The organism is Methylophilus sp. DMC16, assembly GCF_056314045.1.
The window spans coordinates 217,362-242,611 of the sequence record NZ_JBQUZC010000001.1 but is presented as its reverse complement, the minus strand read 5'-3'; the positions used below and the strand labels follow the sequence as shown (position 1 = coordinate 242,611).

The 25,250-nt window shown below is 54.0% G+C and carries 27 protein-coding genes; 10 read left to right on the top strand and 17 right to left on the bottom strand.

The features are described 5' to 3' along the window. Positions 1 to 149: 149 nt before the first annotated feature. The 7 genes from ACT53D_RS01175 to ACT53D_RS01145 all read left to right on the top strand — a co-directional run bounded on the left by ACT53D_RS01175 (position 150) and on the right by ACT53D_RS01145 (position 6,620). A complete protein-coding gene (locus ACT53D_RS01175; RefSeq protein WP_194748314.1) occupies positions 150 to 920 on the top strand; it encodes an elongation factor-1 alpha in 771 nt (256 codons plus the stop codon). Between the two features lie 140 nt (positions 921 to 1,060). Further along, the gene (gene sucC, locus ACT53D_RS01170; protein WP_194748315.1) at positions 1,061 to 2,230 is read left to right on the top strand and encodes an ADP-forming succinate--CoA ligase subunit beta; all 1,170 of its coding nucleotides are present in this window, start codon (positions 1,061 to 1,063) and stop codon (positions 2,228 to 2,230) included. A gap of 2 nt (positions 2,231 to 2,232) precedes the next feature. Beyond that, a complete protein-coding gene (gene sucD / locus ACT53D_RS01165) occupies positions 2,233 to 3,114 on the top strand; it encodes a succinate--CoA ligase subunit alpha (protein WP_194748316.1) in 882 nt (293 codons plus the stop codon). A 10-nt stretch (positions 3,115 to 3,124) separates the two neighbouring features. Then, positions 3,125 to 4,147 (top strand): ankyrin repeat domain-containing protein, encoded by a 1,023-nt coding sequence (locus ACT53D_RS01160; protein WP_476145462.1) that lies wholly within the window; start codon positions 3,125 to 3,127, stop codon positions 4,145 to 4,147. A gap of 30 nt (positions 4,148 to 4,177) precedes the next feature. Next, complete coding sequence (locus tag ACT53D_RS01155) at positions 4,178 to 5,779, top strand: NAD+ synthase (protein ID WP_476154085.1); 1,602 nt, start codon at positions 4,178 to 4,180, stop codon at positions 5,777 to 5,779. A gap of 100 nt (positions 5,780 to 5,879) precedes the next feature. Beyond that, positions 5,880 to 6,218, top strand: a complete 339-nt coding sequence (locus ACT53D_RS01150; RefSeq protein ID WP_194748319.1) for a P-II family nitrogen regulator — start codon at positions 5,880 to 5,882, stop codon at positions 6,216 to 6,218. Positions 6,219 to 6,275: 57 nt separating this feature from the next. Then, positions 6,276 to 6,620, top strand: coding sequence for a DMT family protein (locus ACT53D_RS01145; RefSeq protein WP_313986548.1), 345 nt, complete (start codon positions 6,276 to 6,278; stop codon positions 6,618 to 6,620). Positions 6,621 to 6,699: 79 nt separating this feature from the next. On the opposite strand, the gene kdsB is transcribed toward ACT53D_RS01145, so the two are convergent. From kdsB to ACT53D_RS01100, 9 genes are all read right to left on the bottom strand, one after another. Beyond that, complete coding sequence (kdsB, locus tag ACT53D_RS01140; protein WP_476154083.1) at positions 6,700 to 7,446, bottom strand: 3-deoxy-manno-octulosonate cytidylyltransferase; 747 nt, start codon at positions 7,444 to 7,446, stop codon at positions 6,700 to 6,702. Positions 7,447 to 7,448: 2 nt separating this feature from the next. Then, the gene (locus ACT53D_RS01135; RefSeq protein ID WP_194748322.1) at positions 7,449 to 7,631 is read right to left on the bottom strand and encodes a Trm112 family protein; all 183 of its coding nucleotides are present in this window, start codon (positions 7,629 to 7,631) and stop codon (positions 7,449 to 7,451) included. Then, on the bottom strand, positions 7,621 to 8,646 hold the full coding sequence (lpxK, locus tag ACT53D_RS01130) for a tetraacyldisaccharide 4'-kinase (RefSeq protein ID WP_379075236.1): 1,026 nt from the start codon (positions 8,644 to 8,646) through the stop codon (positions 7,621 to 7,623). Before lpxK ends, ACT53D_RS01135 begins: the two co-directional genes overlap by 11 nt. Further along, on the bottom strand, positions 8,646 to 10,400 hold the full coding sequence (msbA, locus tag ACT53D_RS01125; protein WP_379075233.1) for a lipid A export permease/ATP-binding protein MsbA: 1,755 nt from the start codon (positions 10,398 to 10,400) through the stop codon (positions 8,646 to 8,648). The genes lpxK and msbA overlap by 1 nt, the downstream gene beginning before the upstream one ends. Positions 10,401 to 10,495: 95 nt before the next feature. Continuing rightward, positions 10,496 to 10,924 (bottom strand): ExbD/TolR family protein, encoded by a 429-nt coding sequence (locus ACT53D_RS01120; protein ID WP_194748325.1) that lies wholly within the window; start codon positions 10,922 to 10,924, stop codon positions 10,496 to 10,498. 33 nt (positions 10,925 to 10,957) lie between these two features. Next, a complete protein-coding gene (locus tag ACT53D_RS01115) occupies positions 10,958 to 11,563 on the bottom strand; it encodes a MotA/TolQ/ExbB proton channel family protein (RefSeq protein WP_194748326.1) in 606 nt (201 codons plus the stop codon). 129 nt (positions 11,564 to 11,692) lie between these two features. Further along, on the bottom strand, positions 11,693 to 14,101 hold the full coding sequence (locus ACT53D_RS01110) for a DNA internalization-related competence protein ComEC/Rec2 (protein WP_476155560.1): 2,409 nt from the start codon (positions 14,099 to 14,101) through the stop codon (positions 11,693 to 11,695). 5 nt (positions 14,102 to 14,106) lie between these two features. Beyond that, a complete protein-coding gene (gene lolD / locus ACT53D_RS01105; protein ID WP_379075226.1) occupies positions 14,107 to 14,811 on the bottom strand; it encodes a lipoprotein-releasing ABC transporter ATP-binding protein LolD in 705 nt (234 codons plus the stop codon). After that, a complete protein-coding gene (locus tag ACT53D_RS01100) occupies positions 14,804 to 16,102 on the bottom strand; it encodes a lipoprotein-releasing ABC transporter permease subunit (RefSeq protein ID WP_338654932.1) in 1,299 nt (432 codons plus the stop codon). The genes lolD and ACT53D_RS01100 overlap by 8 nt, the downstream gene beginning before the upstream one ends. A gap of 226 nt (positions 16,103 to 16,328) precedes the next feature. Here ACT53D_RS01100 and ACT53D_RS01095 point away from each other — a divergent pair, with 226 nt between their 5' ends. After that, complete coding sequence (locus tag ACT53D_RS01095) at positions 16,329 to 16,532, top strand: CsbD family protein (RefSeq protein WP_194748330.1); 204 nt, start codon at positions 16,329 to 16,331, stop codon at positions 16,530 to 16,532. A gap of 119 nt (positions 16,533 to 16,651) precedes the next feature. Here ACT53D_RS01095 and ppc read toward each other — a convergent pair whose 3' ends face one another. Next, on the bottom strand, positions 16,652 to 19,432 hold the full coding sequence (gene ppc, locus ACT53D_RS01090) for a phosphoenolpyruvate carboxylase (protein ID WP_275356027.1): 2,781 nt from the start codon (positions 19,430 to 19,432) through the stop codon (positions 16,652 to 16,654). A gap of 323 nt (positions 19,433 to 19,755) precedes the next feature. On the opposite strand from ppc, the gene ACT53D_RS01085 reads away from it, so the two are divergent. After that, on the top strand, positions 19,756 to 19,977 hold the full coding sequence (locus ACT53D_RS01085; RefSeq protein ID WP_194748332.1) for a hypothetical protein: 222 nt from the start codon (positions 19,756 to 19,758) through the stop codon (positions 19,975 to 19,977). 7 nt (positions 19,978 to 19,984) lie between these two features. Here the strand turns inward: ACT53D_RS01085 and ACT53D_RS01080 are convergent, their stop codons facing one another. The 5 genes from ACT53D_RS01080 to rsmD are packed head-to-tail and all read right to left on the bottom strand — an operon-like array spanning position 19,985 to position 22,094. Then, complete coding sequence (locus ACT53D_RS01080) at positions 19,985 to 20,239, bottom strand: hypothetical protein (RefSeq protein WP_275356031.1); 255 nt, start codon at positions 20,237 to 20,239, stop codon at positions 19,985 to 19,987. Further along, the gene (gloA, locus tag ACT53D_RS01075; RefSeq protein WP_194748334.1) at positions 20,232 to 20,639 is read right to left on the bottom strand and encodes a lactoylglutathione lyase; all 408 of its coding nucleotides are present in this window, start codon (positions 20,637 to 20,639) and stop codon (positions 20,232 to 20,234) included. Before gloA ends, ACT53D_RS01080 begins: the two co-directional genes overlap by 8 nt. 60 nt (positions 20,640 to 20,699) lie before the next feature. Continuing rightward, positions 20,700 to 20,954: a YfhL family 4Fe-4S dicluster ferredoxin gene (locus ACT53D_RS01070; protein WP_476154079.1), complete on the bottom strand. Its 255-nt coding sequence runs from the start codon at positions 20,952 to 20,954 to the stop codon at positions 20,700 to 20,702. Positions 20,955 to 20,988: 34 nt separating this feature from the next. After that, the gene (gene coaD / locus ACT53D_RS01065) at positions 20,989 to 21,477 is read right to left on the bottom strand and encodes a pantetheine-phosphate adenylyltransferase (RefSeq protein ID WP_338654939.1); all 489 of its coding nucleotides are present in this window, start codon (positions 21,475 to 21,477) and stop codon (positions 20,989 to 20,991) included. Between the two features lie 56 nt (positions 21,478 to 21,533). Beyond that, positions 21,534 to 22,094, bottom strand: a complete 561-nt coding sequence (gene rsmD / locus ACT53D_RS01060; RefSeq protein WP_476154077.1) for a 16S rRNA (guanine(966)-N(2))-methyltransferase RsmD — start codon at positions 22,092 to 22,094, stop codon at positions 21,534 to 21,536. Between the two features lie 136 nt (positions 22,095 to 22,230). Between rsmD and ACT53D_RS01055 the strand changes: the two genes are divergently transcribed. Beyond that, on the top strand, positions 22,231 to 22,428 hold the full coding sequence (locus tag ACT53D_RS01055) for a PLDc N-terminal domain-containing protein (RefSeq protein WP_194748338.1): 198 nt from the start codon (positions 22,231 to 22,233) through the stop codon (positions 22,426 to 22,428). Between the two features lie 60 nt (positions 22,429 to 22,488). On the opposite strand, the gene ACT53D_RS01050 is transcribed toward ACT53D_RS01055, so the two are convergent. Both ACT53D_RS01050 and ACT53D_RS01045 read right to left on the bottom strand, forming a co-directional pair. Beyond that, complete coding sequence (locus ACT53D_RS01050) at positions 22,489 to 23,814, bottom strand: M16 family metallopeptidase (protein WP_379075212.1); 1,326 nt, start codon at positions 23,812 to 23,814, stop codon at positions 22,489 to 22,491. Positions 23,815 to 23,846: 32 nt separating this feature from the next. Then, positions 23,847 to 25,247, bottom strand: coding sequence for a M16 family metallopeptidase (locus ACT53D_RS01045; protein WP_379075209.1), 1,401 nt, complete (start codon positions 25,245 to 25,247; stop codon positions 23,847 to 23,849). Between the last annotated feature and the right edge of the window lie 3 nt (positions 25,248 to 25,250).

Genomic DNA, 25,250 nt, shown 5'->3' with positions numbered 1-25,250 from the left:
TCGATTAAAAGACTGGATTATAGCAGTTGCCCGTGCATCGCATTGATAAGCGTGCTTTTTTGGGAGTATTTCTGTTTTTGGATTGCCCCCGGCAATGATATGCTTGGCAAAAATTAAAACTGGTTAAACTCAACACCCTAGGGATTACAATGAAACAAGACGCACAAACGCTGCCATGGCTGAACCTGCCTAACCTGCCCTTACCGCTTAAAGCCCTGTTTATTGGTTATCTGCTCGTGATTGGCGTCGGCCTGTGTATGGCTGGCCTGCAAATAATGCTCACTCACGGCATGGCCGATGGCAAATTCGGCTTGTCCGTGAACGATATTGTTTACAGTTATTACGGTGACCGCAGTGGCACCAAACTGGCGAGCAAACTTAATGGCTCCATGTCTGACAAGGCACCCCTGGAGGTCCGCCAGGACATTATCAAATGGGCGCAACAAGGCGCGCCACAAGACCAGTGGGAATCACACTTCAAGCAGGTGTTTGCGCAGCATTGCGTCATGTGCCACAGCAACATCCCCGGCATCCCCAACTTTAACAACTATGATGAAGTTAAGGCGCGCGCAGAGGTGAATGAGGGCGCAACGATCAGCGGCCTGACGCGGGTGTCGCATATACACCTGTTTGGCATCAGTTTCATTTTCTTTTTTATCGGCCTGATTTTCAGTTTTGCCGTGAATGTGCCCAAACCTGCCAAAATCATTGCCATCGCCTTCCCGTTTGCTTTTCTGATTATGGACGTGATGTCGTGGTGGCTGACCAAGTTGTCACCACACTTTGCCTGGTTGACGATTATCGGTGGCATTGGCTACAGCCTGGCCTCCAGTTACATGTGGGTGATCAGCATGTATCAAATGCTGGTACTGTCCCGCAATGGCAAAGTCTACGGCAATGCCTGGGCGCAGGACTTATAAGCGACGACGCATTCGTTAACGCTATCGCGTTAAATACGTTTAAAAACCGCACAGTTGTGCGGTTTTTTTATTTGCAGTCTAGCCTTGATAGGGTATTTGCGCGAAAATAGATGCTTAACTATCAAAACCTCTGAATTTTCATGAATCTGCACGAATACCAAGCCAAACAACTCCTGCAAAAATATGGTTTGGCCACACCGGCTGGCCTGGTCGTTCAATCCGAAGAAGCCGCTGCGGCAGCCACCAAAGAACTGGGCGGTGAAGCCTGGGTGGTCAAGGCCCAGGTGCATGCCGGCGGTCGCGGCAAAGCGGGTGGCGTCAAAGTGGTTAAATCTGCATTAGAAGCGCAAACCGTGGCAGGTAGCCTGCTTGGCAAGCATTTGGTGACTTACCAGAATGCGCCGGATGGCCAACCCGTGCATCAGGTGCTGGTGGAGCAAACCCTGCCGATTGCACGTGAGCTTTATCTTTCGATGCTGGTAGACCGCACGCTGGAACGCGTGGTCATGGTTGCTTCCAGCGCAGGCGGCATGGATATTGAAGAGATTGCGGCTACCCAGCCAGAAAAAATCCTGCAGGAAGTCTGTGACCCGCTCAATGGCCTGGTGGACTTTCAGGCGCGCAACCTGGCGTTTGGCTTGGGTCTGAGTGGTGACCAGATTGGCGCGTTTACCAAGCTGGCCAAAGGCCTGTACAAATTGTTTAAAGACAATGACTTGTCACTGCTCGAAATTAACCCGCTGATTGTAACCGCTGAAGGAAAACTGGTGGCGCTAGATTGCAAAATGACGGTAGATGACAACGCACTTTACCGTCAAAAACCGTTTGCAGAGATCCGTGACTGGTCACAAGACGATGCCAAAGAAGCGGAGGCTCACCATAGCGGCCTCAATTACATTGCCTTAAATGGCAACATTGGTTGCATGGTGAACGGCGCTGGCCTGGCCATGGCGACCATGGACTTGATCAAGCTGCATGGCGGCATGCCTGCCAACTTTCTGGATGTCGGCGGCGGCGCCACGGCTGAGACCGTGACCAAGGCTTTCAAAATCATCCTGGCTGACGCTAATGTGAAAGCGATTCTGGTCAATATTTTTGGCGGCATCATGCGTTGCGACATCATTGCCACCGGCATTATCACCGCAGTCAGAGAGGTGGGCATGACCATTCCGGTTGTGGTGCGGCTGGAAGGGACCAATGTCGAATTGGGTAAGCAGATGCTGCGTGAGAGTGGCCTGAATATTATTTCTGCAGAAGGGCTGACCGATGCCGCCCAGCAAGCAGTCAACGCAGTGAACAAGGGTGTGTAGTCATGGCGATTTTAGTCAATAAAGATACCAAAGTATTGTGCCAGGGCTTTACCGGCAAACAAGGAACGTTTCATTCCGAGCAAGCGCTGGCTTATGGCACCAAAATGGTGGGTGGCGTGACGCCAGGCAAAGGCGGCCAGCGCCATCTGGAGCTGCCCGTATTCAATACCATGCGCGAAGCCGTAAAGGAAACCGAAGCCAATGCCAGCGTGATTTACGTGCCGCCACCGTTTGCCGCTGACTCCATCCTTGAAGCCGCAGATGCAGGCATTGAGCTCATTGTCTGTATCACCGAAGGCATTCCGGCTCTGGACATGCTCAATGTCAAAGCGGCGCTGCGCGCCAATGGCACCAAACTGATCGGCCCTAACTGCCCAGGCGTGATCACGCCGGATGAATGCAAAATCGGCATTATGCCGGGCAGCATCCACAAACGTGGCAAGGTCGGCGTCGTGTCCCGCTCTGGCACCCTGACTTACGAGGCTGTCCATCAGACCACGGCCCTGGGCCTGGGCCAGACCACCTGTGTCGGCATTGGTGGCGACCCGATCAAAGGCTTGAACTTTATTGAATGCCTGGAACTCTTTCAGAAAGACGCGGAAACAGAGGCGATCATCATGGTTGGTGAAATCGGTGGCAGCGATGAAGAGGCTGCGGCTGACTACATCAAACACCATGTCACCAAACCGGTAGCTGCTTATATTGCCGGCTTAACCGCCCCCAAAGGCAAACGTATGGGCCATGCCGGGGCGATTATTTCCGGTGGTTCTGGCCGTGCAGAAGACAAGATTGCCGCATTGGAATCCGCTGGCTGTGTTGTTGCAGCCTCCCCTGCTGGTCTGGGTGAGGCCGTCCTCGCGGCCATTCAACGCGCAAACGCATAAAGGAACTGGCATGTATCGTTGCTTACAGGCTCACCATCGCTGGACAGGCATCATTGTTGGCAGCATGCTGCTGATTGGCCTCACCTGGCCTGGCCTGTCTGCGGAGGCTGCCAGCAAAAAACCGATGGCCGAGGACAGCGCGCCTTTTCGTGATGATGAAGTGTCTTACCTGCTCATTGCCGCCGCCAAAGGCGACCTGGCCACGGTCAAAGCCTTGTTAAAAAGCGGCGCCAACCCGAATGTCACCGATGGCGACAAACTGACGCCCATCATGTATGCCGCCCGTAAAAACCAGGCGGAAGTGATCCGCGAGTTGTTAGCCGGTGGCGCCGACATTAATGCCAAAGATCAGGGTGGCTGGACAGCACTCATGTTTGCGGCCAAGAAAAATAATCTGGATGCCGCCAAAATGCTGATGGAAAAAGGCGCCGATGTTAAAGCACGTGACCCGGCCGGCTGGAGCGCCCTCGGCTTGGCGGCCACCTCCGGCTACAGCGAACTGGTGGGCCTGATTATCGCGCGTGGTTTTGATGCTAATGTGCGGTCCTCGGATGGGAAAACTGTGCTCATGTATGCCGCCAAAAGCGGTGACGTGCCCACCATTACCACGGTATTAACCAAAGGCGCTGATGCCAATCTCAAAGACAAGCTGGGCACCACTGCGCTCATGATTGCTGCCCGAGAGGGCCATGCCGCCGCCGTGACCTATTTGGCAGAACATGGTGCCAAAGTGGATGAGGAAGATGAGCATGGCTGGACAGCACTGACCTGGGCGGTGAAGAAAAATCAGCTTGAAGCAGCCAAAACACTGCTTGAGCATGAAGCAGATGCCAACCAGAAAGACAGCGAAGGCACGCCCTTGCTGCACCTGGCGGTGAGCAACAATGCGCCGGAAATGGCGCGCTTGCTGCTTGAACATGAGGCCAATGTCAAAACACGTGATCAATACGGTTTGACCGCTTATGTCTATGCCCTCAAAGGCCAAAACCCGGCCATGGTAGAACTGATCAAAGCTGCGGGTGGCAAGTATTAAGCCCTGCAGCCCATCCTGAATGAAAAGCAGATGAAACTTGCAATTGCTCAAATGAACTGCATGGTCGGTGCCATGCAGCAAAATGCGGAACACATTCTGGCGCAAGCCGAAGAGGCTTATCGAGCGGGCGCACGCCTCTTACTGACACCAGAACTGGCGTTATGCGGCTATCCTCCAGAAGATTTGCTGTTCAGGCAGGATTTTTATCACGCCAACACGCAGGCACTCAATTGGCTAGTGCAGCGTCTGCCTCACGACATGGCAGTCATTGTTGGACATCCTGATGAAGTGGCAGGCAAACGCTACAACGCGGCTTCGGTAATCCATTCTGGCAGGATACAGGCGACCTATCATAAACATCACTTGCCCAACTACAGCGTCTTTGATGAAGAGCGCTATTTTGAGGCGGGTCAATTGCCCGTGGTGTTTGAATGGCATGGCGTACGCTATGGCGTGCTGATCTGTGCGGATAGCTGGGAGTCAGGCCCTGCCCTGCAGGCCCTGCAAGCTTCGGCACAAGTGCTGCTGACGATCAATGCCTCACCTTACCATTTGCACAAACAACAGACACGTTACCAGGTATTGCGCGACCGCATCCGTGAAACCGGGCTACCCATGGTCTATGCCAACATGGTCGGCGGCCAGGACGAACTAGTGTTTGATGGCGCGTCTTTTAGCATGAACCGGTTGGGAGAACTGGTGCAAGAGCTGCCCATGTTTGAAGCCGGGCTGGCTTACCTGACTATAGACGGCACGACCCCCTTGGCCACCGACATTACGGCGCCGTTGAGCACCGAAGCCGCCGTATACAAAGCGCTAGTACTGGGTCTGCGTGACTATGTCAATAAAAACAAATTCCCCGGGGTGGTGCTGGGACTGTCCGGTGGCATAGATTCCGCCCTCACACTCGCCATCGCCGTGGATGCACTGGGTAAAACGCGCGTCAAAGCAGTGATGATGCCCTCTGAATTTACCGCCGGCATCAGCGTGGCAGATGCCGCTGAAATGGCACAACTGGTTGAGGTTGAGTACAGCGTATTACCCATCAAACCGCTATTTGAAGGATTTTGTGCGACCTTGTCTGAGGAGTTTTCCGGCAAGTCTTTTGATACCACCGAAGAAAACCTGCAGGCCCGCATCCGTGGCATGCTACTGATGGCCATCAGTAACAAGTTTGGCAGCCTGGTGCTCACCACCGGCAACAAGTCAGAAACCGCTGTCGGCTACAGCACCTTATACGGTGATATGGCGGGTGGCTTTGCCTTGATCAAGGATGTACCCAAAACCCTGGTTTACAAGCTGGCAACCTACCGCAATGGCCTGAGCCGGGTGATCCCTGAACGGATTATCACACGTGCCCCTAGCGCCGAGCTCAGAGAAAACCAGACCGACCAGGACAGCTTACCGCCCTATGAGGTCTTGGATGCCATCATGGAAGCCTACGTCGAAAAAGACCTGAGCATCGCACGTATCATCGAAATGGGGTATACCGCCAGTGATGTGCAGCGCGTGACCCGCCTGATTGATCGCAATGAATACAAACGGCGGCAAGCGGCAGTGGGTGTCAGGATTACAGAGCGCGGCTTTGGCAAGGACCGTCGCTACCCGATCACCTGTAACCTGTCATTTTAAGTGCGCGACACGCGAGGCCTTGTGAGGCATGCACAGGACATTTGTATAAAAAGCACTGCTTGCGTAAAATGCCATTGAGAGATTTATCCACGGAGCACATATGAAAAAAGTAGAAGCCGTTATTAAGCCTTTTAAACTGGACGAAGTGCGTGAGGCGTTATCTGCGATTGGCGTCAATGGACTGACAGTCACCGAAGTCAAGGGATTTGGTCGCCAGAAAGGTCACACCGAGTTATATCGTGGCGCAGAATATGTCGTCGACTTTCTGCCAAAAATCAAAATTGAAGTGATTCTAGGATCAGACATGGTAGAAAGTGCGATCGAAGCCATTATCAAGGCCGCCCATACCGGTAAAATCGGTGATGGCAAGATTTTTGTCTCTTCCGTCGAACAAGTGATCCGTATCCGTACTGGTGAAACTGGCGAAGCCGCCATTTAAGCTTTTTTCAATGATCCGGTGACTTTTCCCAAGTCACCCTTTCTTGCCTGATGTTGCATGTCTTTCACACTGATTAAAACCATCCTGCTTCTTTCCACAGCCAACTTGTTCATGTTGTTTGCCTGGTATGGTCACCTGAAAGACCTGCATCAAAAACCGCTTTGGATCGCCATTCTGGTCAGTTGGGGCATCGCCCTGATTGAATATTGTTTTCAGGTACCCGCCAACCGGATTGGCTTTACCCAACTCAATCTGGCGCAACTCAAAATTCTGCAAGAAGTCATCACACTGGTGATATTCGTCCCGTTTGCCGTCATGTACATGCAGCAGCCACTCAAGTGGGATTACCTGTGGGCAGGCTTATGTATGATGGGGGCAGTCTACTTTATATTCCGTACTTGATTCAAACTGTCAGAGAAATGATGGTTAAGAAACAGCGGATACGCAATAAAAAGCCTCACTTAAGTGAGGCTTTTTATTTTTAGCCGTTGCTAGCAAAAATCTGCCTGACTGCCGCCAGGTCTTCGGGCGTATCCACGCCGCTGGCAGGCGCGTGATCAGTCACGCTAACGGCGATCTGGTAACCATGATACAGCACGCGCAATTGTTCCAGACTTTCAATGCTTTCCAGCGTGGTGACTGGCAAGCTGGCATATTGCTTTAAAAAGCTGACACGATAAGCATAAATGCCAATGTGGCGATATGCGGTGAGTGGCTGCTGGCGATCTGCCGTGTCCCGTGCAAATGGAATCGCCGCGCGACTAAAGTACAGCGCGCGCTGCTTGGCATTGAATACCACCTTGACCACATTCGGATTTGTGAAAACCGTCTCGTCATGAATGGCATGGCAAGCGGTAGACATCACCGCCTGTTCATCATTGGCCAAGGTCTGGGCCACCTCGTTGATCAGCACCGGATCAATCAAAGGCTCATCGCCCTGCACATTGACGACGATGGTGTCCTCCGGCCATTGCATGGTTTGCACCACTTCAGCAATGCGGTCTGTGCCAGAAACATGATCGGCCCGCGTCATCACTGCAGTGATCTGGTGCTGCGCGACAGCTTGCAGAATCTGCGCATGATCGGTGGCCACGACCACCTGATTGGCCAGGCTTTTGGCTGCCTGCTCAGCCACGCGAACCACCATGGGTTTACCGGCAAGATCAAGCAAGGGTTTGCCCGGTAGCCGGGTACTGGCAAAACGGGCTGGAACAACAACTTTAAACATGGTTATTCAGCGTATTCGTGCTCTTCCAGGCGACGGGCTTCGTCTTCGAGCATGACCGGGATGCCATCGCGTACCGGATAAGCCAGGCGAGCCCCTTTGGACACCAGCTCCTGCTTTTGTTTGTCATACACCAGCGGTCCTTTGGTTACCGGACACACCAGAATTTCCAAGAGTTTAGGATTCATGCCTATTTCCTTTGCATTGTTGCAAACGTCTGATAACGTTTTCCGTCAGGGAAGGATGATCACCAAGCGGCGTGATTTGCGCACTGACTGGCAAATACCAGGCGTTGGTTAATCCCAGATGCTGACATTTTACGGCATCTTTTTCTGTCATCAGTATGGTTTTTTGTTTAAACGGCAGGAAGTCTTCCTTGCGGTAAGCATGGTGGTCGGCAAAGGCGACGGTTTCACAGGTAATGCCCAGATTGGAGACGGTATTAAAAAACCGTTGTGGGTGACCGATGCCGGCAATTGCAACCAATGCCCGCTGCTGCAACTCGGCATTCGACAGATGCGTATTCAGGTCTGTGACTGAGGTCCAGCGGCCCACTTCCAGGCCAACGACATAATGCGCCACAGGCCAGGGGCCGGCAGGGACCTGACCACTTTCTACGATGATATCCACGGTTTGCAAACGGCGCAATCGCTCACGCAATGGCCCGGCAGGGAGTAAGTGACCATTGCCGATACTGAGTGGCCGCTGCACAACGGCAATTTCGATATCCCGCTGAAGCGCATAGTGCTGCAAGCCATCATCACACAGAATCACATTGACTTCAGGATGCGCCTGCAGCAAGGCTAGACCGCCTGCCACACGGTTGGCATCGACCCAGATCGGACAGCCAGTACGCCCGGCAATCAACACCGGCTCATCGCCCAGTGACTGCGGCAAGCTATCAGGCGTCACCTCGCCGGTGTGTTGTCCGCCATAGCCGCGGCTCAAAATCCCGGGATGGTAGCCAGCGGCAAGCAGCTGCTGCGCCAAATAAATCACCACCGGCGTTTTACCGACCCCACCTACAGAGAGGTTGCCGACCACCACCACCGGCACAGGCAAGGCCTGGCTGCTCAACAACCCCACCTGGTAACACAGGCGCCGCAAGCCAGACAATACCGCAAACAGCATGGACAACGGCAGCAGCAAGGCTTGCGCCCATCCCATCCCCTGCCACTGTTTTTCAAACCAATGCCGCAACATCAGTCGTCTTGAAACTGCTTGTGATACAGCCGGCTGTAATACCCGCTTTGTGCCAGCAGGCTGGTATGCGATCCAGTTTCGATGATTCTGCCCTGATCCATGACCAGAATCCGGTCTGCGTTCTCTACGGTACTCAAGCGGTGCGCAATCACGATCGTCGTGCGGTTTTGCATTAAGCGATCCAGCGCCATCTGTACATGTAGCTCGGACTCACTGTCCAAGGCAGACGTCGCCTCATCCAGCAGTAACACCGGCGCATCCTTTAAAATGGCACGTGCAATCGCCAGGCGCTGGCGCTGCCCGCCGGACAAACGGACACCCCGGTCACCGATTTCGCTTTGCAGGCCTTGCGGCATGTGCTCGATAAACTCCCAGGCATTAGCCGCTTTGGCAGCGGCAATGACCTCTTCCTCAGTCGCCTCGCGCAAGGCACCATAGGCAATATTGTTGTAAATGGTGTCGTTAAACAAGACGATATCCTGGCTGACCAGTGAAAACTGTTCGCGCAAGTTCTCCAGGCCATACTCGCGGATATCCACGCCATCCAGCAAAATACTGCCTTCTTGCAGCCCATAGAAGCGTGGTAGCAAATTGACCAGTGTGGTTTTGCCACTGCCGGAACGACCAACCAGCGCCACCTTCTCGCCAGCGCGTATCGTGGCGTTAATGTGGTCCAGTGCGTTGTGTTTGGCCTGCGGATAACGCAAGGTCACGTCTTTAAACACCAGATAGCCCTGCGCGCGGCCAATCCGATGGTGGCCATGATCCTCTTCGGATGCCAAATCCAGCACCTCAAAAATACTCTGCGCCGCCGCCAGGCCCACTTGCAAGTCCTCGTTAGCCGAAGTGATGTGTTTGATCGGTGCAATCAGCATCATCAATGCGCCGATAAACGCGGCAAACTCGCCTACCGTAAATTGTCCCAGGGCATAATAGACCACCAGCCCTAAAGCCAGCGCCGACAACACCTCAATCACAAAGCTGTTCAGCCCCGAGATACGCGCACTGCGCAATTCGAGCTGGCGGTTTTTACCGACCACATCGCCAAAGCGCGTGTTCTCAAAATTTTGCGCGCCAAAAATTTTCACAATACGCTGCGCGGCAATCGCCTCTTCCGCCGTTTTGGTAATCTCGCCAACGGCTTGCTGTACCCGTTTGGCATTTGCGCGTAGCTTGGGCGTAGTCTTGGATAAATACAGCCCCATCAGCGGCGTCACCAATGCAAATACCAGGGTCAGTTTCCAGTCCAGATACAGCATGTAAGCAATCAGGCCTATCACGGTCAGGATATCCCGTACTACGTTATGGGCCGAACGCGTGACGACAATCGATAGCCGCTCGGCATCATAGGTCATCTTGGATACCAGCGAGCCATTGGAATGCATGTCAAAAAAACTCACCGGCAACAACATCAGCTTGGCAAACACCTGTTTGCGCATCACTTCTACCACCAGCCTGGTCACAGCGCGCAAGCAGTAAATCGAGAAGAATGAAGCCACAGCACGAACGACCATCAAGCCAACCAGCATCAGCGGCAAAGTAAATGCTTCCTGCACCGAATGCTGGACAAAGCCTTCATCGGTGACTTTTTTAATCAGGGCCAGAAAAGCGGTGTTACTGAGCGACAACACGGTGGTTGCCACCATGGAGACCAGAAAATAAAACTTGTAACGCCAGGCATATAAAAACAGGCGCTTATATAACAGTTTGGGATTGACGATTTTAGGTAAATCGACTTTTTGTTTGCGGGCCATGCGGGTTCTCTGATTACTTAAAAACAAGCAAGCCCGTCGGTCACAACGGGCTTGCCTGGCACTAAACGGGACAGCTCACAAACAGCCACCACACATTAGTGGCTGTTTACCTGTGTGGCAAAGGTGATATGTGTGTAATTCGCCATCCGGGAGGCTTCCATAATATTCACCACAGACTGGTGCGAGGCCTTGCCATCGGCATTAATGATAATGGTCGGCTCTTTGTCTGCCGGACCGGCCTTGCCTGCTTCGATCAAGGCGGCTGACAAATCAGACACCACGGCGCCATTCGCTTCTTTGCCATTCACCAGGCAACGGCCGCTGGCATCGACCTCCACGGTAATGGTCAATGGTTTTTCTTGAGGGGCATTGGCATCCGCGGTCGGCAAGTTAATCTGCAACTCACTGGTACGTGAAAAGGTTGCACTCACGATCAGGAAAATAATAATCACCAGCAACACGTCAATCAACGGAATAAAGTTGATTTCTAGCTCTTCGTCGCGGCTACCACGTTTAAAGTTCATGAGACTGCCTTTTTTTATCCTGTCGCAAAATGCTTATCCGCGGTCGCCGTGGATAATTTCTACCAGTTTAACGGCTTGCTGCTCCATATCCACCAGAAAACCGTCCACTTTGCTCTTGAAATAACGATAGGCAATCATCGAAGGCACCGCCACCACAATCCCGGCCGCCGTGTTGTACAAGGCCACCGAAATGCCGCGCGCAAACTGTGCCACATCGTGACCACTATTCGTGAATGAACCAAACAGCTCGACCATGCCGATCACCGTCCCCAGCAGCCCCAGCAAAGGCGCTACAGTGGCAATGGTCCCCAGGGTGGGCAGGTATTGTTCCAGCTTGTGTGCAACCGCACGGCCGGTTTCTTCAATCGCTTCTTTGGTAACCTCACGTGAGTGCCCCATATTCGCCAACGCACTGGCAAACACGCGACCAAGTAAAGAGTGTGCTTCGAGACGGCTTAAGGTTTCACGTGTCACGCCGCCCTGCTTTAACCAGTTTTGCACTTCAGGCAACAACTGGTCCGGGGTGACAACTGAAGCTCTCAAGGCCCAGAATCGCTCGACAATAATGGCAAACGAGATCACAGAAGCGATAACCAAAGGCCAGATTGGCCAACCGGCCGCTAAAATAATTTCCCACACAGTGATGACTCCAATGGTTTTTTTAAACTTCCGCTACTTTAGCGTTAACCTGCCCTGAGGGCAAGTTTTGTGCGGTATCTAAGCGGTTACAAAGCCGCTTTTGCGCAATGTGGGCGATCGCAGAGGCAGTCAATCCCAATAATGCGGCTCAACCTGGCGCCAGGTTAAGACCGTTGGGTGATTGCCCTGTGTAAAATCCAGCATCACCGCGCCATGTTGATCTGAGCGATAGCGTTGACTGTCTATCGCTTCGTAGCGTGATAACACCGCCTGCTTGGGGTGGCCGAACCGGTTAAGATAGCCCACCGTGGCAATCGCGATGCTGGGTTTTACCGCCTGGACAAACGCAGGACTGGAGGAGGTTTTGCTGCCATGATGCGGCATGGTCATCACCGTAGAAGCCAGATTTTTCCCAGACTGCTCCAGCAAACGTTGCTCACCATATTGTTCGATATCCCCTGTCAATAACAGACTGCCATGGGCAGAGATCACCTGAATCACACAGCTTTTATCGTTATCTTTAAGGGGAATCTCTGATTGTGCCAAAGGATAAAGCACCTTGAAACTGACCTGGTCCCATTGCCAATGCTGTCCGGCCTGGCAAGCAAGATGTGGCATGCTTGCCGCCTGCGGAATCGCCTGCAGTTGCTCAAAAAAAGCCGCGTCTGTGCCGAGTGAGCTTAACAAGTGTGTGGCTGGCACGCCAGCCAGCACCGAGGCCATGCCACCGACATGATCATTATCGTCATGCGAGACCACCGCCAAATCCAGCCGGGACAGGCCCAAGTGGCGCAAATAAGGCAGCACAATCCGTTGACCGGCATCACTGTCTTCATGATAGACCGGCCCCGCATCGTAGAGCATGGCATGGCTAGCCGTTTGCACCAGCACACTCAAGCCCTGGCCGATATCCAGCACAGTGACGCGCATGTCCCCTGGCTTGAGCACTGACGGGGCAGGCAAGCATAAAGGCAACCAGAGTAGCAGCCCAAACCAGCGTAATGGCCAACCTTTGGGTAACAGTAACACCAGCATGCCTAACATTGCCAGCAGCCAGGCAGACAGTGACGGTGTAGGCAGATACCAGACTGCCCAGGATAATTGGCTGAACCAATGTAATAGCCAGGCCAGTCCCTGCCACAGCTGTGCTGCCAGCATTAACAAGGCATCCACCGGCAACATAGCGCCGGCAATCGCCAGTGGCACCACGCCCAGGCTAACCAGTGGAATCGCCAGAGCATTGGCAAACGGGGACACCAGAGACACCTGGTTAAACAATAGGATCAGGATAGGCACAAAGGCCAGCGTAATCATGCTCTGTGTATGCACCGCGGCCCGCCAGGCACTCGGTGGACGCAAGCGTCCGCCCATGCCAAAGGCGAGCAAGGCCACTGCGCCAAAAGACAACCAGAAACCCGGCGCCAGCACCGCCCAGGGATCCAGCACGACGACCACCCAGAGTGCCACACTGAGTATCCAGGAAAAAGGGAGTTGGCGGCGCAGACTGAGCATGCCTAGCATGGTCAGCAACATCCATAAGGTACGCTGTGTCGGAATGGAAAATCCGGCCAGGGCGGAATAAACCACCGCCACTAACGCCCCACCCACCCGGGCCGCCAGTGTGGAGGGCACATATAGCGCCCAGCGCGGTTGCTTTCGCCACACCCAGCCCGTCAATAAATAACCGAGGCCAGCCAGCATCGTAATATGCAGGCCAGAAATACTGATTAAATGATTAATCCCGGTATCGACAAACAATTGCCAGTCCGCACGCGAGATCTGGCTATCATCACCGATAACCAAAGCGCGCAGGACGCCACTGGCCGGGCTGGGTCCCAGCACCTGCTGGATTCGCTCCCCCACCAGCGCTCGCCAGTGCGCAACCATGGCAGCGGGTTGCCAGACCATGGCTTGCAGCTTGCGCATCGGTGCTTTGGAGACTATAGAGCCTGCCGCGCCGACTTGGTTGGCCAGGCACCAGGCAGCATAATCAAAACCATGCGGATTGCGCGTGGCATGGGGTCGTTTGAGCTTGACGGTGAATTGCCAGCGCTCTCCTGCTTGTAATAACGGTAAAGCATTGCGCGACGTGGCCGGGGCATGACGATATGACTGCTCGTAGAGATGCAAGCGCAGCCTGGGGGGCAACGGGCAATGTGCGTTGAAGGTGCGCTCAACGGCAACATCCACATGCTGGCCTCGTGCATCGCGCGCTGGCACGCTCACAATCACAGCTTGAATCTTGAGTGGCTGTTGTTCACACGCCTGAGACAGAGCCGTTTGCAAGCGCCAGGCCGCGCGCGCCTGCGCCCAGGCAAAGCCGATGGCAGCCACCAGCAAAATACAGCCAAGCCGACGGCAAAAAAGGCGAACCGCTGAGGTTAGCCTGACACCCCCGATATGGCGACTGTTCGCCAGTAGCGCGACCAGTCCCAAGGCTGCTAGCCAGCCCAGCCAAACCGGGAGCGACCATAATTGCGCTTGTTGCTGAAACAGCCAGACACCGAATAATAATCCCAGTGTGGCGCCCGGCAACATCACGGCTACTCGTCAGCCAGTCCTTGTGCGTCCGGCAACAGGGGTTGCAAGCGCCCATCCTGCAAACGATATTGCTGATGCATGCGTGCCGCCAGCGACAGATCATGAGTCACGACCACCAGCGCAGTGCCCTGTTGCGCCTGGATCTGCAACAGTAACTCAAACACTTGTTGTGCCGTTTGCCGGTCCAGGTTGCCGGTTGGTTCATCGGCCAATATGCAGCGTGGCTGAGTGACTAATGCACGGGCCAGGGCCGCGCGCTGACGCTCACCGCCTGACAACTCACCAGGGGTATGTTGCAGACGATGCGCCAGACCGACCTGCGTCAAGTAATGTGCAGCCTTTTCCAGCGCCTGCGCCCGTGGCATGCGACGAATCAGTAGCGGCATGGCCACATTTTCCAGCGCACTGAACTCTGGGAGCAAGTGATGAAACTGATAGACAAAGCCCAGATACTGGTTACGCATGGCACTTTTTTCAACTTCGGAGAGCCTGGTTAACGGCTTGCCCAGCCACTGCACCTCGCCATGCGTAGGCGCGTCCAGACCGCCCAGCAAATGCAACAAGGTACTTTTACCACTGCCCGAAGCGCCAACAATCGCCACATGATCACCTGCCGCCAGTTGCAAGTCGACCCCGGTCAGCACCGAGGTATCCAGCGCTTCATACCGCTTGGCCAAGCCCTGGCACTGCAATACCCAATTACTCATAACGCAAGGCCTCCGCCGGATTCATACTCGCCGCACGGGCACTGGGATACAAGGTCGCGACCAGACTGAGCAGGATAGACAGGCCCACAATCGCCGACACATCCGACCACATCAGCTTGGAAGGCAAATCACTGATGTAATACACGTCTTTGGACAAAAACTGCACATTAAAAGTATGTTCAATCCAGGGCACCACAGTCTCGATATTGAGGGCCAACAACACGCCAAGCACCGCCCCCGACAAGGTGCCGATAATGCCTATCATCGCGCCTTGCACCACAAACATTTTGCGTATGCTTTGCGGGGTTGCGCCCATGGTGCGCAGGATGGCAATATCCGCACGTTTGTCAGTTACCGCCATCACCAGTGTAGAGACAATATTAAATGCTGCCACCGCCACGATCAGCGCCAAAATAATAAACATCACTCGTTTTTCGAGCTGGATCGCCTTAAAGAAATTGGCATGTTGCTGGGTCCAGTCAGTGACGTAATAATTGGGTCCCAGCGCCTGCACCAGCTCGCGGCTGACGCGGTCGGCCATAAACAAGTCATCCAGCTTGAGTCGCAAACCAGAAACCTGATCACCCAGCCGGTAGAGCTTGGCCGCATCGTCCAAATGAATCAAGGCCAGGCCCGCATCATACTCATACATGCCAACCTGAAAAATCCCGGCCACGGTAAATTGCTTAATGCGTGGCACCAATCCCGCCGGAGTCACCTGCCCTTGCGGCGCCATCAACACCACCTTGTCGCCAACACGCACGCCCAGCGCCAGCGCCAGGTCTGCCCCCAATACAATATTGAATTGGCCTGGCTGCAAATCGGTCAGCTTGCCAATTTTCATCTGGGTTGCCAGGTCAGAAACTTTGCCTTCCTGTGAAGGTAACACGCCACGAATCAGCAAGCCCTGCACCGCTTCGTCATGCGTCAACATGCCTTGCGCCATGATGTAAGGCGCCACACCGGTGATGGGGCTGGCAACCGCCTTGGCCGGAATCTGTTCTATCTGCTGCTGCAAATGCTGCCAGTCCGGCAACCCGGCTTCAAAGCTACGCACTTCAATATGCGAAGCCACGCCTAAAATGCGCTTTCTGAGCTCATCCTGAAAGCCGTTCATGACCGACAACACGACAATCAGGGCCATCACACCGAGGGCAATGCCTATCATGCTGGTGAGGGAGATAAACGAAATAAAGTGATTGTTGCGTTTGGCGCGTGTATAGCGCCAGCCTATCCAAAACTCATAAGGCAGGCGCCGCGCGAGCGCGCTGAAAAAGGTGTCATTCTTCATGGCCGCATCTTAACAGCTTTTAATGGCATCGCGATACCTGCCCACATTGAAAGCGCAACTCAACCCAGGCGCCCCTCAACAGTTTGTCAGCCAAATCCGACCCAAAAATGCGGGCATGGCCGACTGAACCCGGGCAAGCTTGCCTTTAAGATGCACTCAGGTCGATGGCATGTACATCGACTGACACAACGATCTAAATCAAGAATGTAATCATAGGAGACTCGAGATGAACAAAGACATTTTCGAAGGCAACTGGAAGCAGCTTAAAGGCAAAGTCAAAGAACAATGGGGAAAACTGACCAATGATGACTTGGATGTGATCGAAGGCAAACGCGACCAGGTCGCAGGCAAAATCCAGGAACGCTATGGCATCACCAAGGATGAAGCCGAGAAACAGCTCAAAGCCTGGGAAGACAAACACCGCCACTAAGGCCTGTGCCATACCCACTTAGCATGATGTAACGCTTGGCGTTTTAGCATCATTGTCTAAGCAGTGACGCCCCGCAGGACAAGCCCAGCTTGTCCTGCGTTGTATCTGCCTACCAGGCCTTAACCTGTATTGCGCAAACTGGTAGCAATGCCATTAATGGTCAGCGGAATGGCCCACTTGAGTTTTTCATCAGTTTCGCCATTGCGGTAACGCTGTATCATTTCTACCTGCAAGTGATTAAGCGGATCCAGATAGGGCAAGCGGTCGCGGATGGATTTGGCGATCACCGGCTGAGTGGCCAGACGTTGCGTGGTGCCCAGCAGCAGATTGACCGCGTCGGTGGTCAGTTTGTGTTCGTGCGCAATGCGGCTGAAAATTTCTTCGCGCAAGGCCTTGTCAGCCAGCAAATGGGCATAATGGCGCGCCACGATCAGGTCTGTTTTCGCAAGCACCATGTCGACGTTGTTAATCAGGGTATTAAACAGCGGCCAGTGTGCCTGCATCTCCAGCAACATTTCCAGACGTGCCTGCTTCAAGGCTGGATCGTGCGCTAAAAACTGGTGAATGGCGCTGCCCAGACCATACCAGCCTGGCAGCAGCAAGCGGCACTGCCCCCATGAGAATCCCCACGGAATCGCCCTTAAATCCTCAATCCGTCGCGTCGATTTGCGCGCGGCGGGCCGGCTCCCCAGATTGAGTCCGGCAATTTCCTCAATCGGCGTGGTATTGAAAAAGTAATCGGCAAAGCCCGGGGTTTCATAAACCAGGCTACGGTAGCTGGTCATCGCGGTGGCTGAGAGGGCTTCCATCACGCTTTCAAACGCACGCCGTTTGGCGGGCTCCAGCTGGTCGGCCGGGAACAAGGTGGCATCCAGCGTCGCCGCAATCAGGGTTTCCAGATGCTGGCGGCCGACCACCGGGTCTGCATAACGCGTGGAGATGATTTCGCCCTGTTCGGTCAGGCGAATCTGGCCATCGACGGTGCCGATGGGTTGCGCCATGATGGCCTGATAGGTTGGGCCACCGCCGCGGCCAACCGTGCCGCCACGGCCATGGAACAGGCGCAACTTGACGTTGGCCTGGTTAAACAGTTCCACCAGCGAAATTTCCGCTTTATACAACTCCCAGTTCGAGGTCAAAAAACCGCCATCCTTGTTGCTGTCCGAATAGCCCAGCATGACTTCCTGCTCATTGCCCTGGAAACGGATCACATGCCGGATGCCGATCAGGCTCAGCCATTTGCCCATGATCATGGGCGCGTCGCGCAAGTCGGCAATGGTTTCAAACAGTGGCACGATATTCAGATCAACCTGAATATTGGCCGAGCCCCACACGCCGCGCAACAAGCCAGCCTCACGTTGCAGCAAGGCCACTTCCAGCAGGTCAGACAAGGTTTCAGTGTGCGAAATAATATACTGGCGTACCGCATGCTCACCAAAGCGCTGGCGCACCTCGCGTACGGCTTCCAGCACGCCGATTTCCTTGTGCACCAGCTCGGAATATTGCTGAAAAGGCGAAAACAGCAGGCGCGGTTGCTTCAGTTCTTCGAGCAAAAGGCCGATTTTCTCTTCCTCGTTAAAACTGGCGTAGTCAAAATCGTAGCCCGCCTTATGTAACAGCTCGCTAATCACCGCTTCATGCACGTCAGAGGACTGGCGGATATCCACGGTGGCCAAATGAAACCCAAACGTGACGATGGCTTTAATCAACTTGCCCAGCCGCGGATAAATCAAGGCCTCGCCATGGTGACGGCGCAAAGAATCGGCAATGGTCTGCAAGGGGTGCAGCAAGGCCTCAGGATCTTCGTAAGGCTCGTTGCCGACTTCTTCCGGCAAACTCCAGCTGGCATCGGGTAGCAAATGGCTGGCGGTCACCAGCAAACGGTCATGCACGCCATTAAGCGCGAGCCGGTAGGGTTCATCCAGCCGATGCGATGACTGGTCGCGCGAAGCTTTCGCCAAGGCCAACACTGCGTCATCCACACCAACCACGCGCGTGGACACAGCCAGCTCGCGCTTGAGCGCGGCCAGCTCTTGCAGATAGAACTTGAACAAGGTGGTAGCCTGCAGGCGCACACTGTCGCGCAAGGTGGTGCCATTCACAAACGGATTGCCGTCACGGTCGCCACCAATCCAGCTACCCATGCGCAAAATACCTGGCAAGTCCATGCCGGGCAGCCAATCTGCCAGGTCGCGCTCGATATCCTGCAGGATTTCAGGGATCACATGTAAGAAGGTACTTTCGTAATAGGTCAGTGCGTTTTCAATCTCATTGAGCACACTGAGCTTGGAGTAGCGCATCATGCGGGTTTGCCACAAGGCCGACACCGCACCTTGCAACAATAGCTTGTTGCGTGCCAGTTGGCGCTCAGACACCATGTGCCCACGCTGCCCCAGCAACTCCGCAATCAGCTGCTCAATGTCCAGCACACTTTTACGCTGCACCTCGGTCGGATGCGCAGTCAGCACCGGTGAGATCAGTGCGTCCTGAAGCAGTTGCTGGATTTTTTGCGGCGCGATGCCAGAGGCCTTGATTTGTGCCAGCGTGTGCGACAACATGCCAGGCGCAGGTGTATTTTGCTGGCAATGGCCGAGTTCCTGCCCGTAAAGATCTTCGGCCAGATTCACCAGATGTTTGAAATAAGCCAGTGCACGCACCACGCGCACCGTATGCTCCAGACTCAGGTCAGCGAGCAACTGCTCAAGATCTAACGAAGCCTGCTGGTCATGATTCTGGTGAAAACGCAATGCGGCTTGCCGGATGGCGGCAATTTTCTGCGCAACCGCTTCGCCCTCCACCTCCAGAATGGCCTGATCAAGTAAATCACCTAACAACTGAATATTGTTGGACAGCCGCATTTCCGCCGTTAGCATGGCGTCGGCTGCAAGTTTTTTTATCATGATGCCTCTCCTCTAGCTTAGGTTATCCCTAGCAACAAGCAGGCCATCTAAAAAAAAGATTTTTTTACTTTAAAATCAGCGTATTGGAAGAAATGAAACTCAAGCCGCTCAGACGATGCGGTTCCCATGCACTGCCAACAGGCAAACCGGTGCACCGATTTGGGCCTCGAATCATATCGGCAACAGTCGCGTTGAACGCAGACTTTCCATTAGGCCCTGAAACGGCAAGGCCGCAGAGTTTGATGGATGTTTTGCGGAAATTTGCACAAGCAAAGACGCCGCAGCGATGCATCACATGGCGTTTCCTGAGGCATAATAGACAGATGAAATGCATCAATCTCGATCATTGGATGGCACAAATCCTGTCCGTCTGGCAATCGTTGGCCGCGCAGAGCGTTTGGCTGCAGGATGGCTTTTTGCTGCTGATGTGCCTGATCATCGGCTTGCTGCTATTTCTGTTTGGGACCGTGATCGGCTTGTTTACGCAATCACTGTGGGGTATTTTTACAACGGGTCGCCAGGGCAGCGACGAAGAGCACAAGTAAATAAGCGCTATTCTGGCGTCAGCCAGCGGGCGATCGCGTCGAGCTCTGCCGCACTGTCGCTGTCAAAATCTGCATACTGATGACCGCCGGTTCTGGCATACCAGTACTCGCTATTCCAACGGTCACCTTCTATTTTATGCAATACCGCATGTATCCAGTTGGCAGTGGGATCACTGTACACCTGCGCAATCTGATGTGCGCCATGCCAGTCTCCGGCTTGCGCCAGCCTCACTGCCTGCAATAACAATGTCCGGTTAGACATGCTTGGGATATTCAATCGTCCCTTTCTGGATGAATTCGATTTTATAGCCATCCGGGTCTTCGATAAAGGCAATGACGATGGTGCCGTGTTTCATCGGCCCCGCCTCGCGCACCACTTTACCGCCCTTGGCCTTGACCAGCTCACACGCTTGATAGGCGTCATCCACTTCAATCGCCATATGACCATAGGCGGTGCCCATGTCATAAGTGGTTTTGCCGTAGTTGTAGGTGAGCTCCAGCACGGTGTGGTCGTACTCGTTACCATAGCCGACAAACGCCAGTGTAAACTCGCCGTCAGGATAATCCTGGGTACGGATTAACTTCATGCCCAGTACGCCGGTATAAAAGTCGATGGAACGTTGCATATCGCCCACGCGCAACATGGTATGTAAAATCCGCATTGATGTCTCCTTGATCTCTGATTTTTTTAATCTGTTGTGGACGTAACCGGTCCACTCGGCTTAACCCCGCTTGGCAACAATGCGCTGATATTTCTCCAGCAATTGCTCCTTGGTTTCGCGCCGCTCAGGGTCTAGCGGAATGCAGCTGATCGGGCAGACCTGCTGACATTGCGGTTTATCGTAATGGCCGACGCACTCGGTACACAAGTCGGGGTTGATTTCATAAATTTCTGCGCCTTGCGAGATGGCTTCATTCGGGCACACGGGCTCGCACACATCGCAGTTAATACATTCATCGGTAATAAATAAAGCCATGATTTTCTTTACATCGCTACAGAGGCGCCATCACTCAGGCAATCGCCAGTTTTTGCTTGATTGCCCGTTCGACGCCTGGTGAGACAAACTGGTTCACATCGCCTCCCAGGCGCGCCACTTCACGCACCAGGCTGGAGGAAATAAACATGAACTCTTCCGCCGGGGTCATGAACAGGGTTTCCAGTTTGGGATAGAGCTTGCGGTTCATGCCCGCCAACTGAAACTCATATTCAAAGTCACTGGCCGCGCGCAGGCCACGGATCACCATCTGCCCGCCCTGCGACTGCACAAACTGCATGAGCAAACCGTCAAAGCCGACCACACGGATGTTATCGCCGGCAAACACCGACTCTGCCAGCGCAACCCGCTCTTGCAGGCTGAACAAGGTTTGTTTGCTGGTGCTGCCAGCCACCGCCACAATCACCTGGTCAAACAGCTTGGCCGCCCTGCGCACAATATCCTCATGCCCCAGGGTGATGGGATCAAAGGTGCCTGGATAGACGGCAATTCTGGTTTTACTCATCGCTTGCTTCCGTAATCGTCGTTGTGTCGTTGCTGGCTGCCGCTGACTTGATTGCCTTAATCCGTGCCAGCAACCGCATCGGCTGACGCGGGTTGCAGCAGGTGAAAATAGACCTGACCCGCTTTGCCCGATTTGACCACCTGCCAGCATGCATCGGATTTTAACGCATATTCGGCCTCAACATATAGCCAGCCTTCAGGCGCCAAATGTCTGGGCAGCACGGGCAACAATTGCCTCAGCCAATCTTGGCGATATGGCGGGTCACAAAAAATCACGTCAAAAGGCTGTTGATTGCTGCTCAGAAAAGTTCTGGCATCCATTTGCTGGATGCGGGCCTGGGTCGCCTCCAGCAGACGCTGGTTCTGGCACAAAGCTGCATAAGGCGCTTTGGCCAATTCGAGCATGGTGACCGCTTTGGCATTGCGAGACAGCGCTTCAAACCCCAGGGCGCCAGTCCCCGCAAACAAATCCAGGCAGGTTTTGCCTGTCAAATCCTGGCCCAGCCAGTTAAAGACGGTTTGCCGCACGCGGTCTGGCGTCGGGCGTAGCCCTTCGGCATCGGGAAACTTGAGCACACGGCTACGCCATTTCCCGGCATTCAATCGTACCTGATTCATGAGCGGTGGTTGATTCGAATAAATAAAGCAGCATTATCCCAGATTTTGCATCCCGACTACCCATGGCCTGCGCTAAACCGAGGGTGCACCCAAGTCATCGTGTTATGATTTCGTTAATTCATCAAGGAATATTGCTATGGAGTTCTTATTTGGCTTTGGTCTGCTGGGCGGCGTGATCGCGCTGGCGCTGTCACTGTTTTGGGTATGGATGCTGATTGATTGCCTGGCCAATCAAAGTGAAGACAAGCTGGTGTGGTTTCTGGTGATTTTCTTTTTAAACCTGCTGGGGGCCTTTTTATACTACTGGCTGGCGAGAAAAAAGCGCATGGCTTAATCTGACCCCGCTCACCGCATCAGACAGAAAAGCAAAAGCCGGCAAACTGCCGGCTTTTTGTTATTCCGCACCAACAATCACGGTGGCAAAATGCTCAGGATGGATGCGGCGCTTGAACGCATCATTCACCTGTTGCACAGTGACGGCTGCGACCTTGTCATTAAAGCTATCCAGATAATCCAGCGGCAACTTGTAAAAGCCGATCATGTTCAGGTACTCCAGAATCTTGCTATTACTGTCTATACGCATGGGAAAACCACCAATCAGGTTATCCTTGGCCGCAGCCAGTTCCTTTTCTGTCACGCCTTGATCGACAAATTTCTGTACGGTGGCCATCACCAGTTTGAGCGCTTCTTCACTTTGCTCTTTTTTGGTTTGCAGCCCGATCTGGAACGGTCCCAACTGACTCATGGGCATAAAGTAGCTATACACGCTATACGCCAGACCGCGCTTTTCACGGACTTCCTCGGTCAGACGTGACACAAAGCCACCGCCGCCCAAAATATAGTTACCCACATACAGCGCAAAGAAATCTGCATCGCCGCGCTTATTGCCAGGCTGACCAACCAGGATGTGTGCCTGCATGGCCGGATGCGGCACTTTTTTCAGTTTAGGCGCAGACAACGCTGGCACGGCTGGGATATCGGCCACCGCAGGTCCTGCTGGCAAGCCGGCGCTCAGACGCTGCGCAATTTGCCGGGCCTGATCCGGGGTCAGATCCCCCATCAGGGCGATCACGGCAGACTTTGCCGTATAGTGGCTTTGATAAAACTGCCGCAACTGGCTCACCGTCAGCGATGGCACCGTACCCACTTCACCGTTTTGATCCAGGCTGTAAGGATGCATGCCGTACACCGCCTGCATAAAGGCTTTTTGCGCAATGCTATCCGGCTCCGTTTCGGCCTCTTGCAACGCGGCCACAATACGGGCTTGCTCACGGCTCACGACGGCTTCAGGAAAATCCGGCTGGTGTAACACCAGCGTAAACGCGTCCAGTGCGGCCTGCTGTTCGCTGGTCAAAGTACGTAACTTGAAGCTGGCGCGGTCTGCATCAAAACTGCCCCCCAACACCGCGCCCACATCGGCAAAGCGGTTAGTCAGCGTTTCCTCTGCCAACCCGCCCGCGGCCATACCCATCACATGATGGGTTAACGCGGCGGCGCCACTGCTGTCTGGCTGGTCATAAGCGCTGCCTGCACGAAAATTGATGCTGACATCCATCATGGGCAAGGCATGATTTTCAACAAAATAGACTTCGCTGCCCTCCGCGGTGGTCCAGTGCTGAATATTCAGTGCGGCGCATGCCAGGCTGGCATAGCCTTGTAGCAGGCTGATCAACAAGACGGTGTTGAATACCCGGTGTTTAAATAAAGTAACGACTTTCATGAAATTCCCAAATCAAACGTTCAAAGAACGGATTAATGTTGATGCGGCCGACCGGCGGACTTCTGGTTAGGATCCATCGGTTGTGGGTCCAGGCTGACCAGCGTCATTTGGTCTGCGACCAGATATTTTTTAGCCACGGCCTGCACTTGTTCAGAGGTGACCGCCTGCACGCGTGACGCATTGGTTTGTAGCAAGGATAAAGGGTAATGCATGGTTTCCAGCTGGCCGATCTGCATGGCCTGATAAAACATGGAGTCACGTTTGTAGACATCGGCGGCAATGACCGCGGCTTTCACTCGATGCAGCTCAGCCGGCGTGACGCCGTTGTTTTTGACTTCTTCAATTTGTGCCCAGATCGCCTTGATCAGCGCCTCTTGCGAGACGCCTTCACTTGGCGAGGCCGCCACCTCAAATGTCGAGGTTTGACCGCGGTTGGTACTGTCATACCCCGTGTCAATTTCAAGCGCAATCGCCTGCTCACGCACCAGTTTCTGGTTGAGGCGTGACGCATCATTGCCACTCAGAATGCTGGACAACACTTCAAGCGCATAAGGCTCCCAGTCCTGCTCGCTGTAAGCCGCCGCATTTTTGAGCGCGGGCGCGTGAAACCCCATCACAAAAAAGGGCAACTTGGCTGGCGCCTTCACAATGGCCCGGCGCTCACCAATCTGGGCGGGCTCCACCTGCGGCTTACGCACAGGTAAAGGCTTGGCAGCCAGTTTGCCAAAGTTTTTTTCAGCCAGCGCAAACACCTCCTGCGCCTTGACGTCACCGACCACCACCACTGTGGCATTATTCGGCGCATACCAGGTGCGGTACCACTCACGGGCATCATCAGCAGTCATATTTTCAAGATCATTCATAAAGCCGACCACCGGGCGGCCATAAGGATGGGCACGATAGACCGAAGATTCAAATTGTTCGTTGACACGTGATTGCGGCTTGTCTTCAGTACGCCAGCGGCGTTCCTCTTTCACCACCTCAATCTCTTTGGCAAACTCGGCATCGGTAATCTGCAAATGGGCCATGCGGTCTGCTTCCAGCGTAAAGGCCAGCGGCAAGCGTGATTTTTCCAGCTGCTGGAAATAACAGGTGTAATCTTTGCTGGTAAAGGCATTTTCTTTACCGCCCGCAGCCGCAATCTGGCGGGAAAACTGCCCGGCCGGAACTTTTTGCGTGCCTTTAAACATCATGTGTTCCAGCACATGGGCGACGCCAGTTTTGCCATTGACTTCATCCAGCGAACCGGCGCGATACCAGACTTGCGAGACAACGACGGGCGCTCGATGGTCTTCCTGCACAATGACTTTGAGTCCGTTTTTAAGGGTTTTCTGCGCAATCTCTGCCTGTGCTTGCGCGGCATGAGCGCTCATCAACAGGGCCAGGCACAGCCCCAATCGTGGCAAGCGCGCAAAAGAATAAGATTTTTTCATATC